The 14,173-nt window shown below is 35.8% G+C and carries 18 protein-coding genes; 4 read left to right on the forward strand and 14 right to left on the reverse strand.

Annotated features, from left to right (window positions below; all coding sequences use genetic code 11):
- Positions 1–45 precede the first annotated feature (45 nt).
- The 4 genes from W908_RS02540 to W908_RS08690 are packed head-to-tail and all read left to right on the forward strand — an operon-like array spanning position 46 to position 3,563.
- The gene (locus W908_RS02540; protein WP_053819789.1) at positions 46–1,062 is read left to right on the forward strand and encodes a CDP-6-deoxy-delta-3,4-glucoseen reductase; all 1,017 of its coding nucleotides are present in this window, start codon (positions 46–48) and stop codon (positions 1,060–1,062) included.
- Positions 1,055–1,357, forward strand: a complete 303-nt coding sequence (locus tag W908_RS02545; protein WP_053819790.1) for a BolA family protein — start codon at positions 1,055–1,057, stop codon at positions 1,355–1,357. Before W908_RS02540 ends, W908_RS02545 begins: the two co-directional genes overlap by 8 nt.
- 56 nt (positions 1,358–1,413) lie before the next feature.
- Entirely contained in the window at positions 1,414–2,898 is a 1,485-nt protein-coding gene (locus W908_RS02550) for a LysM peptidoglycan-binding domain-containing protein (RefSeq protein WP_053819791.1), read from the forward strand.
- Positions 2,895–3,563 carry a hypothetical protein gene (locus W908_RS08690; RefSeq protein WP_020026081.1) on the forward strand — a complete coding sequence of 223 codons (669 nt, stop codon included), beginning with the start codon at positions 2,895–2,897 and terminating at the stop codon, positions 3,561–3,563. Before W908_RS02550 ends, W908_RS08690 begins: the two co-directional genes overlap by 4 nt.
- Here W908_RS08690 and W908_RS02560 read toward each other — a convergent pair.
- The 14 genes from W908_RS02560 to W908_RS02625 all read right to left on the reverse strand — a co-directional run bounded on the left by W908_RS02560 (position 3,505) and on the right by W908_RS02625 (position 14,166).
- Positions 3,505–4,257, reverse strand: a complete 753-nt coding sequence (locus tag W908_RS02560; protein WP_053819793.1) for a cell division protein FtsQ/DivIB — start codon at positions 4,255–4,257, stop codon at positions 3,505–3,507. The two genes, W908_RS08690 and W908_RS02560, sit on opposite strands and share 59 nt — an antisense overlap.
- Positions 4,250–5,128, reverse strand: coding sequence for a D-alanine--D-alanine ligase (locus W908_RS02565; RefSeq protein ID WP_053819794.1), 879 nt, complete (start codon positions 5,126–5,128; stop codon positions 4,250–4,252). The genes W908_RS02560 and W908_RS02565 overlap by 8 nt, the downstream gene beginning before the upstream one ends.
- Positions 5,125–5,958, reverse strand: a complete 834-nt coding sequence (gene murB / locus W908_RS02570; RefSeq protein WP_200908878.1) for a UDP-N-acetylmuramate dehydrogenase — start codon at positions 5,956–5,958, stop codon at positions 5,125–5,127. Before murB ends, W908_RS02565 begins: the two co-directional genes overlap by 4 nt.
- Positions 5,959–5,966: 8 nt before the next feature.
- Positions 5,967–7,376 carry a UDP-N-acetylmuramate--L-alanine ligase gene (murC, locus tag W908_RS02575; RefSeq protein ID WP_053819796.1) on the reverse strand — a complete coding sequence of 470 codons (1,410 nt, stop codon included), beginning with the start codon at positions 7,374–7,376 and terminating at the stop codon, positions 5,967–5,969.
- Entirely contained in the window at positions 7,373–7,849 is a 477-nt protein-coding gene (gene ispF, locus W908_RS02580) for a 2-C-methyl-D-erythritol 2,4-cyclodiphosphate synthase (RefSeq protein WP_053819797.1), read from the reverse strand. Before ispF ends, murC begins: the two co-directional genes overlap by 4 nt.
- A complete protein-coding gene (ispD, locus tag W908_RS02585) occupies positions 7,846–8,544 on the reverse strand; it encodes a 2-C-methyl-D-erythritol 4-phosphate cytidylyltransferase (RefSeq protein WP_053819798.1) in 699 nt (232 codons plus the stop codon). Before ispD ends, ispF begins: the two co-directional genes overlap by 4 nt.
- 36 nt (positions 8,545–8,580) lie before the next feature.
- Positions 8,581–8,940: an FtsB family cell division protein gene (locus tag W908_RS02590; RefSeq protein ID WP_053819799.1), complete on the reverse strand. Its 360-nt coding sequence runs from the start codon at positions 8,938–8,940 to the stop codon at positions 8,581–8,583.
- Positions 8,930–9,349 carry an RDD family protein gene (locus tag W908_RS02595; RefSeq protein WP_053819800.1) on the reverse strand — a complete coding sequence of 140 codons (420 nt, stop codon included), beginning with the start codon at positions 9,347–9,349 and terminating at the stop codon, positions 8,930–8,932. The genes W908_RS02590 and W908_RS02595 overlap by 11 nt, the downstream gene beginning before the upstream one ends.
- Positions 9,350–9,371: 22 nt before the next feature.
- Positions 9,372–10,637 (reverse strand): exodeoxyribonuclease VII large subunit, encoded by a 1,266-nt coding sequence (gene xseA / locus W908_RS02600; protein ID WP_053819801.1) that lies wholly within the window; start codon positions 10,635–10,637, stop codon positions 9,372–9,374.
- Positions 10,630–11,124, reverse strand: coding sequence for a Smr/MutS family protein (locus W908_RS02605; protein ID WP_053819802.1), 495 nt, complete (start codon positions 11,122–11,124; stop codon positions 10,630–10,632). Before W908_RS02605 ends, xseA begins: the two co-directional genes overlap by 8 nt.
- A 97-nt stretch (positions 11,125–11,221) precedes the next feature.
- Positions 11,222–11,482: a 30S ribosomal protein S20 gene (rpsT, locus tag W908_RS02610; protein ID WP_053819803.1), complete on the reverse strand. Its 261-nt coding sequence runs from the start codon at positions 11,480–11,482 to the stop codon at positions 11,222–11,224.
- 82 nt (positions 11,483–11,564) lie between these two features.
- Positions 11,565–12,170: a high frequency lysogenization protein HflD gene (gene hflD, locus W908_RS02615; protein WP_053819804.1), complete on the reverse strand. Its 606-nt coding sequence runs from the start codon at positions 12,168–12,170 to the stop codon at positions 11,565–11,567.
- On the reverse strand, positions 12,163–13,251 hold the full coding sequence (mnmA, locus tag W908_RS02620; RefSeq protein WP_053819805.1) for a tRNA 2-thiouridine(34) synthase MnmA: 1,089 nt from the start codon (positions 13,249–13,251) through the stop codon (positions 12,163–12,165). Before mnmA ends, hflD begins: the two co-directional genes overlap by 8 nt.
- A complete protein-coding gene (locus W908_RS02625; protein WP_053819806.1) occupies positions 13,252–14,166 on the reverse strand; it encodes a PhoH family protein in 915 nt (304 codons plus the stop codon).
- Positions 14,167–14,173 lie beyond the last annotated feature (7 nt).

The following is a 14,173-nucleotide window of genomic DNA, read 5'->3' on the forward strand; positions in this document are numbered from 1 at the left end:
TGACCTACATTATAATATCAGCTTTATATTTGTATCACTTAAACGATGTTTACAGTTTTAAATCAGGTTAGTGGTAAATCCTTTCAATCTAGTGGTGAAGAATCAGTTCTAGATGGCGCTCTTTCAAATGGCTATAATTTTCCATATGGCTGTCAAAATGGATTTTGTGGCCAATGTAAAGCGGTTATCTTGAACGGTGAAATTTCATATGATGGTGTGACTCCAGAGGCTATTAGCTCAGAAGAAGAGGATGCTAATATAGCTTTATTGTGTCAATGTAAAGCAAAAAGTGACTTATACATCGCAGTTGATGAGTTAGACTCACTTGCCAATATTCAGATCCGAAGTATGCCCTGTCGGGTTGAAGAAGTGAATCATTTAAATCATGATGTCATTCAGCTTACGTTAAAAATTCCTGGGTCTCAATCTCTTCAATATTTAGCTGGTCAATATCTTGACATTGAGCATCCTGACTTTGAGCCCAGAGCTTTCTCAATTGCCAATGCACCGGTCAATTCAAATTTAATTGAACTGCATGTTCGTTTGGTTGAGGGTGGACAGTTTACTAACTTTGTCTTCAATACTTTAACAGAAAAGACAATCTTAAGAATTGAAGGGCCAAAGGGTAGTTTTTTTCTCAGAGAGGATAGCGATTGCCCAATTATATTTATTGCAGGCGGCACTGGATTTGGACCTATAAAAGCAATCATAGAACATTTAATACTAATTCAATCATCAAGACCAATCCACCTATATTGGGGGGTGAGGACAGAGCAAGATATATATTTAAATCTACCATCAGACTGGAGTAAAAATCACTCTAACATCAATTTTATTCCAGTATTATCAGAACCTGATAGTTCTTGGAGCGGAGAGTCGGGTTATGTTCATGAAACGGTTGTGAAAGACTTTGAAAATTTAACTGATTATGAAGTTTATGCCTGTGGGCCTCCGGTGATGGTTAAAGCGGCGGCAAAAAGTTGCCTTGAAAATAATCTTATGAAAGAGAACTTTTTTTCTGATTCTTTTGAGTATGCAACTGTGAGTACAGCTGATGAGTAGCATGCAGAGCCATTTAGAAGGGCAGCTTGAGTTATCCTTAAATCCAGAGTACTATGAGGTGGTTAATGAATCCAGTCAGCATTCAGGCCCAGCTTCAGAGTCTCACTTTAAAATTGTTGTTGTGAGTTCTGACTTTGAAGAGATGAAGCTTATTGATCGCCACCGCTTTATCAACAAGCTTTTTGTTGATGAACTCAAATTGATCCATGCAATGGCGATGCATACCTATACACCAAAAGAATGGGAAAAACGTCAGGCGGCGCCTGACTCTCCAGAATGCTCTAGCAAGTCTTAGAAGTGAGATCGGCACTAATACTCTTTGTTATAGTTTTATCTGGCTGCCAGGGGCTTGTGGATAGTAATAACAAGTTAGCTCGATTCAATGCACCAAATTCAAATGTAAGTCAAAATTTTCAAGATGATGATCTTTGGGGTTATATTGCAAATAACCAAGAAATTAATTTTGGATTTAATACCAGAATTCAAAACCATATCGACTGGATTAGTACTCAACCAGATTATCTGGCCTCAATTTCAAAAAGAGCCGAGCCATTTCTATACCTTGTTGTTTCTGAAACTGAAAGGCAAGGCGTTCCAATTGAACTTGCTTTGTTGCCAATTGTTGAGTCTGATTATTATCCATTTTCATACTCTCATGGAACGGCAACGGGGTTATGGCAATTCATTCCCTCTACTGGAAAGATGTATGGCCTAGATGATGATTGGTGGCATGAAGATCGAAGGGATGTTTTGGCCTCAACAGAGGCTGCAATACGCTATTTAAAAGATTTAAATAAGATGTTTGATGGTGATTGGCTGCTTTCTATCGCAGCCTATAACGCTGGCCCAGGAAGGGTCCAACGAGCGATTGATAAAAATCTTAAAGAAGGAAAAAAAATAGATTACTGGAGCTTGGATTTACCACAAGAAACTGAGAGGTATGTTCCAAAACTGCTTGCAATAGGTTCTGTACTTAAAAATCCAGCCCTTCATAATCAAACCCTGACGAAAATTAAAAACAAACCTTTCTTGGAGGCAATCCAACTAGACTCCCAGTTTGATCTTGCATTAATTGCTCAGTGGACTGGTTTAAGTATCAAGGAAATTTATTCATATAACCCCGGATTAAAGAGATGGGCGACCCCCGAAGATCTTCCATATACAATCTTGCTGCCTCAAGAGGTAATCAATCAATTTAGTGATAACTTGGCTAAACAGGGTAATAGAACAAAAATAAGTTGGACCCGTTACCAGGTTAAAAAGGGCGACAGCCTTAGTCTCATTGCTGAAAACTATAAGACGACGGTTGATCAAATTAAAAGTGCTAACGAGCTTAATAATGACTTAATCAAGCTAAACAGTTATCTGATTGTTCCTTTGGCAAAGGAATCCGAAGAATATTATTCTTTGTCTGAAGCTCAACGGGAAAAAAGTAGACTAAATATCAATAAAAATTCAGAGAAAAAAGTATACAAAGTGGTGACTGGTGATAGCTTATGGTTGATTGCAGTCAAGCATGATGTAACTGTGAATGAACTGGTCAGATGGAATCAAATTGCCCCTTCTAAGCCGCTCTCAATTGGTAAAGAGCTTGTTATCTTGAATGAGGATAAAAAAAAGACTGAGCTTGCTAAAATAATGAATACAGGGATTGATATCAATAAAAAAATAGTTTACACAGTTAGATCTGGTGATAATCTCTCACTAATTGCTCAAAAATATAAAGTAAAAGTATCTGAAATAAGAGCTTGGAATGACTTAAATGAAGAGTATATTTTGCAACCGGGTGACAAATTAACCATTACAATTAACGTAGTCAATTCAAATTTATCATGAACAATATTCCTATAAACCAAACTATCCTTGCGACTTTAGCATTTTCACTTTCTAACTGGAGAAAGCTTCTAGAAGCTAGTATTTTTCCGATATTAATGTGCTTACCATTGGCGACCGTACTACCTGAACTCATGAATATCATAAATTCTACATATAACCCTGAAGTCATGCTTGAGAGTGACGTTAACTTCCCTTTAATATATTTATTAATGTTTATTTATGCAACTTTAGCATTATTAATGAATGTCTATCGAATAGTTGTATCAGGAAATAATTCTATTGCTAGATTGGGAATTGTTATCCCTAATGTAAGGGTAGGTCGCTTCCTTCTTTTGTCTATTCCTCTCGTAATGGGCCAAATAATTTCTTTGTTTATTCCTTTCTTATTTCCAATCGTTTACTTGTTATTAATACCCATTTCACTTAATTTGATATCCATTGCGAATGACGTTCCATACAAGAGCATACAAGTATCATTTAGAGCTCGACTGAATATCTTTATAATTAATTTTATTGCTCCATTTCTTTTTATAACTTTATTAGGATTAATTGGGAATAGTTATTTAGATTTCGTTCTGACGTTCTTTTCCATTTTTTGGACATCAATTAGTTTGGCTCTATGCTATGCAGTGATAATGGCGAATAGCTCAGCGCAAAGCCATTAGGATAGCGCATATCAAAAATACCCCTTGTGCGAATTTTTTTGTATTTTTTTAACTTTTCAAAAGACTTTACAAATATCTCAAGTCGTTCATTTTGCTTTTGATGTCCTAGAATGACTTTAATGTTATTCTCTAGAGTAAGCTCATCAATTGAGTTTCTCTCGAAAGTAGAGATTTTGACCGGATCTAAGATTGATTGATATAGAACGAAATCATCATAAAAATTTTTGACAGATACTTCTGACACTAATCCAATTGGCGCATCCGAGTTGATTGTCAGATTGGGCTTAAATAGTACACCTTGAGAAGAGATATAGCCTTGAGAGCCCCATCTCATTGCGACATCGTGTTTCTTAATGGATACCTTGATACGATTCCAAAATATTCTTTGGGTTTCAACATTTAATACCCATGGGTTTTGATAAATCTTACTTTTAATTTTATTCAAATTTAGCAGGTATTTATTATTTAAAACGGGTTTAATTAAATCATCATATTGATGAGCATGAGTAGTTAGCTCGCCATCAACTTCCCAGGAGATATGAGGCTCCAGTAATTTTGAGCGATCCACAAGATATACGACAAAGGCAATTGAGAAAGCTATCAGAAAGAATATGCAGATCTTCAGCGCCCTCTTTAAGACACTCTTTAGTGGTTTTTTTTGTTGCTTTGGACGATTGAGTCTTTCTTTAGCCATGTAGTATTTTTATTACTAATTCTTCAAAACTTATATTTAAAGCTTTTGCAGCCATTGGGACAAGAGAATGAGATGTCATACCTGGCACAGTATTAATTTCCAGTAGAAAAGGAACTCTATCTTTATCAAGAATAAAATCAACTCTCCCCCATCCCGATGCGCCGGTTAAATTGAATGCTTCTAGTGCAATTTTTTGGAGATTAAGTTCCTGCTCTTGTGTTAAGTCTGATGGGCAAAGGTATTCGGTTTTATTGCTGAAATATTTTGAATGATAGTCATAAATATCATGATCTGAAATTATCTTTATACTGGGTAAAGTTTCACCATTTAATATTGAGACAGTATATTCATCGCCATCAATCCACTCCTCTATTAATGCCTGATTTCCATATTGAAAAGCTATTTCAAGTGCGGCATCAAGTTCTGATTCCTTTGATACTTTTGTAACCCCATTACTTGAGCCTTCTAGGGTCGGTTTTACAGCCCAAGGTAGGGGAAATGTAACTGTGTCCAAATCTTTACCTTTTGTTGCAACGATCGAAGCTGAGAGGGGAAGTTTATGATTGCTCCATAAATCTTTGGTTGCAGCTTTGTCCATGCATAGCTTTGAAGCTTTGGCGCCAGATCCAGTATATGAAATATTGTTTTTTTCAAGCTCAGATTGAATAAATCCATCCTCGCCACCCCTTCCATGAAGAACGATAAATGCTTGATCAAACTCTTGTGACCACAGTTGATCGAGATTATCTTCAGTAAGATCGTATGCAAAGCAGTCTAATTTAGAGTTAGAAAGGGCATCATAGACTGCCATTCCACTGAGAAGTGAAATTTCTCTCTCAGCGGAGTAGCCCCCCATGAGAACCGCAATCATATGATGATTATTTCGGTTTCAAGAGCAATATTGTGCTTCAATTTGATCGTCTCTTGTATGTGGGTAATTAAATTCTCAATATCCATTGCTGATGCATTATCTTGGTTAATAATATAATTTGCATGTTTCTCTGATACGCATGCGCCTCCAACACAAAAACCCTTGAGACCACTATCCTCAATTAATTGAGCAGCGTAGTGATTTTTAGGATTTTTAAATACACTTCCACAGCTTGGCAAGCCAATTGGCTGAGTTGAATTTCTTTTTTGGAGAAGCTCACCCACATTATCATTTTGTTTCTCAAGATTAAAGTCGAAAGTAGCACTTACAAAAAATTCATTTTTGAATCGATGCAATGTCGAACGGTATGAAATTTCATAGTCTTTCGGAGTTCTATTTTGGAGTTCCCCAGAAAGGCTCATTGTTTTGACAGAGCTGACGTACTCCCAGACTTCAGAGCCAAAAGCACCAGCATTCATAGCTAGAGCACCGCCTACAGTTCCAGGGATTGCACTCAGAAATTCAGCTCCATATTTAAGTTGCGCGAGAGCAAATCTAGAAAGTTTAGCCAAGGAGGTGCCTGCACCAGATTCAATTAAGCTTTTTGAAATCGATAGCTCTTTTAGATTTTTTGTATGGATCGTGACACCCTTAAAGCCCCTGTCCCGCACTAAAAGATTACTGCCCAAACCAACCAGAAGAACCGGCTTTTTGTTATTTTTTAAAAATTCTGAAAGCTCATCAATATTTGTGGGTTGAAAAAACTCACTGGTAGCGCCTCCAGACCTTAGAGAGCAGTGTTTTGACATTGGCTCATTAATTTTAAGCATAGAGTCTTTTAACAAAAATGATCTTTTAATTGATGTGGAATTTTATTTACATCACCAGCACCAAGGGTAAGGATGACATCATTCTCAGTAACGATATTTGGGATAATTTCAATTATTTCTGCAATATCTTTGGCAACAATTGGATCAATTGAGCTTCTTCTTCTTATAGAATCTGCTAGTGTTGATGAGCTAATTGTATTTATTGGGGCTTCATTTGCTGAGTATATATTGAGCAATATTAATGCATCAACTTTAGACAGACTACTAACGAATTCATTAAACAGATCTCTTGTTCTAGAGTATCTATGAGGTTGAAAGATGACAACCAACCTTTTGTCTGGATAAGTATTTCTTAAGGTGCTTATGACCTCAGATATTTCATTTGGATGATGGCCATAGTCGTCAAATAGTGGAGTCTTATTTGAGTTGATAGTAAGTTTTTGGTGATAGTCTAATCTTCTAGATACTCCACTAAAATGGGAAAGAGCTTTTTGAATAACATCTATTTTAATATCAAGCTCAATAGCAACACTTATTGCAGCAAGTGCATTTAAGATGTTATGTCTGCCGATTAGATTGAGTGAAATAGGAAAACTTTTTTCATACTTCACACAGCTTACATCAAACGACATTTTCATTTCATTTTGCGATACATTTGAAGCCTTTACATCGGCTGAATCACTAAATCCATAACTTAAAACTGGCCTATGAATTTTTTTAAGAATATTTTTAACCCCTTTGTCATCAACACAAGCAACACAAATGCCATAGAATGGAAGGTTAGAGGTAAAGCTGATGAAAGCCTCAGTCAAATTATCGTAGTTATGGTTATAAGTTGACATGTGGTCTTCATCTATATTTGTAATGACGCTTAACATTGGTTGAAGGTGAAGAAAGGAGGCGTCACTCTCATCTGCCTCCGCGATTAGGTAGTCACTTTTGCCAAGTTTTGCATTCATCCCTGTCGCATTAATAATTCCACCAATAATGTAAGTAGGGTCCAGTTTAGCTTCACTCATTATATGAACAATAAGGCTTGTTGTCGTTGTTTTGCCATGCGTTCCAGAGACAGCTATCCCAAATCGAAATCGCATTAACTCTCCTAGCATTTCTGCTCTAGGAACAATCAATAGTCTTTGGTGTCTTGCTTCCTGAAGTTCGGGATTATTTTTATTAATAGCTGAAGAGACAACGACCGCCTGTTTACCTGTGACATTTTCAGCCTTTTGAGAGTAACTAATTTGACAGCCGATCTTTTCAAGTTTTTCAGTAATTGGGCTTGACTGAATATCAGAACCAGAGATTTCATAACCCAAATTGACAAGCACTTCAGCAATTCCACTCATTCCAGAGCCTCCAATACCTATGAAATGAATTTTATTGATTTTTGATCGTGTAGGGTTGTCTATTAAAGTCATGATTTACTAACAGTGATTATAGTTATTGCTTGAATTCCTTCACCTCTTCCAAACGAGGTGAGACCTTCACCGGAGGTAGCTGTAATGCCGACATCTGATCGATTAATTTGACAAGTATTGGCAATGCTTTCCTTCATGGCTTCGACATGGTTAGCTATTTTTGGCTTTGCGCATTCAAGAGCAACTGCAATATGATTAATTTTCCAATCCCCTAGATCATCAAGCGCTATTTGAAGGTATTTTGCGCTCTCTTTTATACCCGTTTTTACAAGTTGATCAGCAACGTCACCTAAAATATTTTTACCTGTAATGCTTGAGATGGAGTTTGTGATTGAATGAAAAATGACATCTGCATCACTATTACCTTTTAATCCAAATGGATAGTCAAATTTAATACCTGCCAAAACCAAGTCTTTTCCAGATTTTTTTTCAAACTGATGAGAATCTTGTCCTAAGCCCGTTTTAATGATCATAATTTTTTCAAAAAGTAGTTTGCCAAGTCAATGTCATCCTTTGAGGTAATTTTGATGTTACTAGAAGAGCCATCAATAATTTTGACTGAATGACCCAATTTTTCAATCGCTTCAGATTCATCAGTAATCTTATTATCGAGTTTTATAGAGCTCTCAATTGCTTCTTTAAGGATGCCAAATCGAAACATTTGAGGGGTTTGAGCCATATAAAGTTTTTTTCGATCAATAGTTGATATTGGACCAGTTGCATTTTTTTCTTTAACCGTATCAATAGCTCTGGTTGCAAGGATTCCCCCTACAGAATCATTTGAAACCTCTCGGATTAGTTTTTCTATGTCGCTCTTTTTTGTGCATGGCCTGACAGAGTCATGAACTAAAACCCAGTCATTGGGCTGGGCGTATTTATTTAAAGAATTTAATGCGTTCAGTACAGAATTGAACCTCTCTTTGCCACCTTCTACAGCTTCTAAAAGCTTTGAGTGATTAAAAAAAGATGAAGACTTAAAAAAAGAGTCTGTTCTTGATAAAGAAACTATAAAGCCTGAAATCAGATTAATTTCCAAAAGGGTTTTAAGGCTTTGATCAATAATTGTCAGGCCATTTTCAAGCTTTAAATATTGTTTTGGGACTGAAGAGCCCATTCTTATGCCGACACCACTTGCTGGAACGATTAAAAAATATTTGTCTTTATTCATGTCCGCAAGAACATCCTTAATTTAGTGTTTAGTCAATTATAAAGTAGCACTATCATTTTCTGCTAATGGTTCAGTTTTAATGGCCCTATTTATTTTAAAAAAGTACTCACCTTCTTTAATCAGTCCATATTTAAACCTTGCTTTTGATTCGATTAGATTTAAATCTTCCTGAGTATAGCTACCTATTTTGCTTTGAAGAGAGACATTATCATTTTCTAAATCTTCATTATTCAGCTTTATTTGATTGAGAGCTCTCTCTTTATCAATGACAACTCCCGGAAAGTTGTTATCAATAATGTTCTGTTTGATTAAAGCAAAAAGAATGAAGATTAGAATTAGGGTGATTTTATTTTTATAAATAAAACCAATTAAACCAGTTTGTGATTTATTGCTCATCTAATTCTTTGTAGATTGTCATTAGGTAAGTTTGAGAATAATAGTCATGAAATGGAAGTTTTTTTTTGTTTAAAAATTGAAAAATAAAGCCTATTCCTGCCAATGAAATTATTGCTAGAAAAAAACGGATAGCCGATTGCCAATAAGTTATATTGCCCCCATCCTCTTGAATAATTTCAAATTTCCATGCCCTCATCCCTAGAGTTTGTTTGCCCTTTACCCATGATATTGAAAAATATGAATACATTACTGGTAAGGTAACTAGAAAGAAAAAAAACGGATTTGTAATTGGCTCTTTATTGTTAATAAGGATTATGATTCCAGCAATAAAAAAAACAAATGAAAAGACTAGAAAGAGGTCATAAGATATTGAGCCAATTCGTCGAAAAAATGATACATTTGATTTCATAACTGAACGTTTAGTGAGTTAATTAATTATCCTCTTTATTGACTACTTTGGAAGTAACTTTTCCATCATGAAATTGAGTAATAATCAATTCTTCAGAGTTTACTTGGTTGTGCGAAGTTACAATTTCACCTTTTTTATTTTGTGTAATTGTATATCCCCTTGATAGAGTGTTAAGCGGAGAGAGAAGGCTCAAAACACTCGCACGATTAGAGAGCTGATTTTTTTGAAGTTTTATAAAGTTTTCAGAGTAGTTTTGTAATTGAGAAATTAGCAATTTTAGTTTTCTTTTGTTCTCATCAATGATCCGTTTATTGGTTCTTATCAGTCTGAGCTCCAAGTCGTCAAGTTTTTGTGCGTTCAGAAGAAGTTGCTGACTTGGATCAATAATTCTTTGTCTGAGGAGAGCTAGAGAGTATTTATTGGATTCAACAGATTGCTTTATCGATTCAAGTAAATATTTTTTTAGTTTTGCGGCATTGTAAAGGATGGCATCAACATCAGGGGTTGCAGATACAGCTGCTGCAGAAGGTGTTGGTGCTCTCAAGTCTGCAACAAAATCTGCAATTGTTGTATCAGTTTCATGACCTATCGAGCTAATGATTGGCGTTGAACAATCAAATATTGCTCTTGCAAGCTCTTCTTCATTAAATGCCCAAAGGTCCTCTAGAGAGCCTCCTCCTCTTGCAAGGATTAATACATCACAGATCTTTTGATCATCCGCTGCTTTAAGTGCTTTAATAATCTTATGGTGAGCATTTTCACCTTGAACAATCGTATCATAGAGTAATATCTCTGATAACGGATAGCGTGATTTAAGAACTTCAATAATGTCTCTAATGACGGAGCCAGTTGATGAAGAAATGACGCCAATTTTCTCTGGATATTCTGGGATTTCTTTTTTGTTTTCAGAATCAAATAAGCCTTCCATCCGTAGCTTATTTTTAAGTTGATCAAAGGCCAACTGCAGATTTCCAACGCCTGCTGGCTCCATCTGCTGAACAATAAGCTGAAAATCACCTCTTTGAGGATAAAGTGTGGTTACTCCTCTAATGATAACCGACATACCATTTTCAGGAGTAAACTGAATTTTGCGTTGATTTAATCTAAAAAATGCGCACCTGATTTGACTATTTTCATCTTTAAGGGAGAAATACCAGTGACCTGAAGATGGCTTAGATAAATTTGAAATCTCACCTTGTATAAAGCTTTGTGGGATGTGCTTTTCAATTGAATTCTTACACAATCTTACAAAGTGTGTAACACTATAAATTTCATCAATATTAAACATCAGTTTTAAGGTGCACAAAGACTGCTCCAGTGCCCCCCATATCTTGAGGGCAAGAGCAAAAAGCCAAGACATTGGGGTGTTGCTTTAAGTAGTGCACAACTTGAGATTTCATAATTGAAAGCCCATTATCTGAATGATAGCCCTTGCCATGAATGATTTGAATAAATCTTTTATCAGAATGGAAATGTATAAAGTCAGATACTGATTGACATGCCTGCTCAATTTTATATCCATGCAAATCAATTGATGGAGTCGATCCAATATTACCTTGTTTCATTTTTTTTAGAACTTTGGGCGATAAACCATCTTTAAAGTGAGTAATCACCTCAGATCCTGTTATATTGGCTTCGTATAAAAAGCTATAATTTTCAAACGGTTTACTCGAGCTCATTTTGCGAGGGTTTTGTTTTTTGTGGCTATCTTTATCAAGAGGTTTTTGGAAATCAACCGTTGATCTAAATAAAGATTTGTCGCTTTCATCAATCATAGTATTAATCAATTTTAGATATAAAAAAACCCTCAAAAGAGGGTTTTAATTATATCAATGATTTTGTAATCAATAAATTAACCTTAAGGATAACTTATTAAAGTGCCTTAATTTGGGCACTGATACGTGATTTTTTTCTTGCAGCTTGGTTTTTATGGATTAAACCTTTGCTGACCGCTTGATCCATATTTTTTTGCATATCTGTAAAACCACTCGTGGCTTCTTTTTTGTCTCCAGCATCAATCGCATAAGTAACCTTTTTAATAAAGGTGCGTACTTTTGCTCTAATTTGAGAGTTGTGTTTGTTGCGCTTAACTGCCTGTCTTGCGCGTTTTTTAGAACCTGCTGAGTTGGCCATATTTATTTATTATTGCTTAAATTAAGAAAACATGAATTATAGAGTCTCACCTTAATTTATGCAAGCATTTGTTTGTATTAGCTTAATTTGCCAAAGATTTAATATATTCCAGGGTTTTCTTTTTACCCAATAACAAATGCCAAGTTTTTCCGCCCTGATTTTTCCATAAAGAGACAGCCCTGATTCCTGCTAAGAGAAGGGCCCTTATATGATTTGCAGTATGTTGATTCGATAAGTATATTTGCTCTCCACGAACCATAATTGTTGGATTGAGGCTACCCAAAGTGTTTTTATAGAGCTCAGCCAGTCGGGCAATCGAATTACTATGATAAATATCAAAAAACTCTTGCTTATTGATAAGATTAATTTCTTCTGAGATTTGAGTTAAGAGTTTAGGTTTTTTCATTAATTTTTTTTCTAGATTAATGAGAGCTGTTGTATAGATCATAACGTTATGCATATCAATGGTTTTCTTCTCAAGAATAAGCTTTAAGGAGTCAAAGCCAATTTTAAGATCTTCAGGTGAAGTAAAAATTTCATCTATTGAGTCGCTATTACTTACAATACTGTTAAGGCTTGCTTTATTCGAGTGACTATCACATTTTCCAGAGACGGCAAGCTGATGAACTAGCGCTGAAGACTGAAATATACTCGCTAGAGCAATAGTTTGTTTTGCTGATTTATTCATTGGCCCTTGATTTTATTACACTCCCTCCAAGACAAGTATCACTATTGTAAAAAACGATTGATTGCCCTGGTGTAATAGCTCTTTGAGGATCACTAAAGTTAACTTGTATAGTTCCATCATCTTTGATATTGACACAACATTCTTGGGAAGCCTGTCGATACCGTATTTTTGCGCTGCAATTGATTGGAAACTGAGGCTCTTCATCAATCCAATGAACGTCATCTGCCACAAGTGAGTTATGGTAGAGCATTTGATGATTACCTTGAACAGCGACAATTTTATTCGAATCAACAAGCTTATCTGCAACAAACCAGGGTTCTTGAGAGTCTCCAAATCCACCTCCGATCTCTAAACCCTTTCTTTGGCCTATTGTATAAAAGGGGAGGCCATTATGGTGTTTAATAAACGAACCATCCTGGTCAATGATATCGCCTTTTTCTTTAGGAAGGAAAGTAGTTAAAAATTCTGAAAATGGTCTTTCACCGATAAAACATATACCTGTTGAATCTTTTTTATCTGCGTTCCCAAATTGCTGATTCTTCGCAATTTCACGCACTTCTTTTTTATCAATTTCACCTAAAGGAAATAAGCTTTGTGAGAGTTGATCCTGGTTCAGTAAATGCAGAAAGTAACTCTGATCTTTGTTACCATCCACTCCAGCTTTAAGGAAGTATTTTCCATTTTCATTTGCAATTCTGGCGTAGTGACCTGTAGCAATTTTATCTGCACCAAGGTCCTTTGCGTAGTCTAGAAAAGCTTTAAATTTGATTCTTTGGTTGCACAATACGTCAGGATTGGGCGTTCTACCTTTTTTATGTTCCGATAAAAAATGCTCAAAAACATCTTCCCAGTATTCGTGAGAAAAGTTGACTGTATGCAGCTTAATTCCCAATAAGTCAGCGACCTGCTGAGCGTCTGCAAGATCTTCTGATGCACTGCAATATTCATCATCATCATCCTCATCCCAATTTTTCATAAATAAGGCCTCAACCTGAAAGCCTTGTTGAAGTAATAAGTATGCAGTGACTGACGAATCGACACCGCCAGAAAGACCAACTATAATTTTATTTTGAGAACTCATTTAGTTTTGGTCGTAAGCACCTACAATTTTTTTAACTAACTGGTGTCTTACAACGTCATGCGCACCGAAATGACAAAAAGCAATTTGATCAATATTTTGAAGAATTTTGATTGCATCAGTTAGTCCAGATTGGCTTGGATTTAGTAAATCAATCTGAGTCACGTCACCTGTTATGACCATTTTTGAGCCAAAACCCATCCTCGTTAAAAACATTTTCATTTGGGGTATTGTGGTGTTTTGAGCTTCATCAAGAATGATGTATGACTCGTTAAGTGTTCTGCCTCTCATGAAAGCTAATGGGGCAACTTCTATGACATGTTTTTCTATTAATTTATTGACTCTTTCAAAGCCAATAAACTCGTATAGAGCATCATAAATCGGTCGCAGGTATGGGTCCACTTTTTCACTCAGGTCGCCAGGTAGAAAGCCCAATTTTTCTCCAGCCTCGACTGCTGGTCTGACTAAAACTATTCTTTTTACATTTGAATTTTCAAGGGCCTCAACAGCTCTTGCAACAGCTAAATATGTCTTTCCTGTTCCTGCAGGTCCAATCGCAAAAACTGCATCATTTTCAATGATCGAGTTCACATATTTTTGTTGGTTGTCACTTCTAATATGTATATGCTTTTTACTGGTCTTTATTGTGACTGATTTTGCCTCTCCATTTGGACGGCTGAGTGATTTGATGCTGAGATCAATATCACTAAAATCAATCGTCTTCTTTTCGGACAGGATTAATAGCTCTTGAAGGACAGAAACGGCTTTGTCAGCATTGTCACCCTTAATATTAAAATCAGCCCCTTTATTAGAGATATCTACATCAAGATTAGTGGCTAAATTTTCTAGATTTTTATCTAAGCTTCCACAAATATTAACAAGCTGTTCAGAGCGCTTTATATTGAGAGTAAATTTCATGATTTAT

The sequence above is a fragment of the Candidatus Pseudothioglobus singularis PS1 genome, from assembly GCF_001281385.1.
GTDB classification, from domain to species: domain Bacteria; phylum Pseudomonadota; class Gammaproteobacteria; order PS1; family Pseudothioglobaceae; genus Pseudothioglobus; species Pseudothioglobus singularis.

Bases quoted from the DNA above. Each gene is read 5' to 3' on its own strand.
- W908_RS02625 (WP_053819806.1), bottom strand. From the start codon at position 14,166: ATGAAATTTACTCTCAATATAAAGCGCTCTGAACAGCTTGTTAATATT.
- murC (WP_053819796.1), bottom strand. From the start codon at position 7,376: ATGACTTTAATAGACAACCCTACACGATCAAAAATCAATAAAATTCAT.
- rpsT (WP_053819803.1), bottom strand. From the start codon at position 11,482: ATGGCCAACTCAGCAGGTTCTAAAAAACGCGCAAGACAGGCAGTTAAG.
- W908_RS02605 (WP_053819802.1), bottom strand. From the start codon at position 11,124: ATGATTGATGAAAGCGACAAATCTTTATTTAGATCAACGGTTGATTTC.
- W908_RS02545 (WP_053819790.1), top strand. From the start codon at position 1,055: ATGAGTAGCATGCAGAGCCATTTAGAAGGGCAGCTTGAGTTATCCTTA.
- ispD (WP_053819798.1), bottom strand. From the start codon at position 8,544: ATGAATAAAGACAAATATTTTTTAATCGTTCCAGCAAGTGGTGTCGGC.
- W908_RS08690 (WP_020026081.1), top strand. From the start codon at position 2,895: ATGAACAATATTCCTATAAACCAAACTATCCTTGCGACTTTAGCATTT.
- xseA (WP_053819801.1), bottom strand. From the start codon at position 10,637: ATGTTTAATATTGATGAAATTTATAGTGTTACACACTTTGTAAGATTG.
- W908_RS02565 (WP_053819794.1), bottom strand. From the start codon at position 5,128: ATGATTGCGGTTCTCATGGGGGGCTACTCCGCTGAGAGAGAAATTTCA.
- W908_RS02595 (WP_053819800.1), bottom strand. From the start codon at position 9,349: ATGAAATCAAATGTATCATTTTTTCGACGAATTGGCTCAATATCTTAT.
- W908_RS02560 (WP_053819793.1), bottom strand. From the start codon at position 4,257: ATGGCTAAAGAAAGACTCAATCGTCCAAAGCAACAAAAAAAACCACTA.
- murB (WP_200908878.1), bottom strand. From the start codon at position 5,958: ATGCTTAAAATTAATGAGCCAATGTCAAAACACTGCTCTCTAAGGTCT.
- W908_RS02590 (WP_053819799.1), bottom strand. From the start codon at position 8,940: ATGAGCAATAAATCACAAACTGGTTTAATTGGTTTTATTTATAAAAAT.
- W908_RS02540 (WP_053819789.1), top strand. From the start codon at position 46: ATGTTTACAGTTTTAAATCAGGTTAGTGGTAAATCCTTTCAATCTAGT.
- mnmA (WP_053819805.1), bottom strand. From the start codon at position 13,251: ATGAGTTCTCAAAATAAAATTATAGTTGGTCTTTCTGGCGGTGTCGAT.
- ispF (WP_053819797.1), bottom strand. From the start codon at position 7,849: ATGATCATTAAAACGGGCTTAGGACAAGATTCTCATCAGTTTGAAAAA.
- hflD (WP_053819804.1), bottom strand. From the start codon at position 12,170: ATGAATAAATCAGCAAAACAAACTATTGCTCTAGCGAGTATATTTCAG.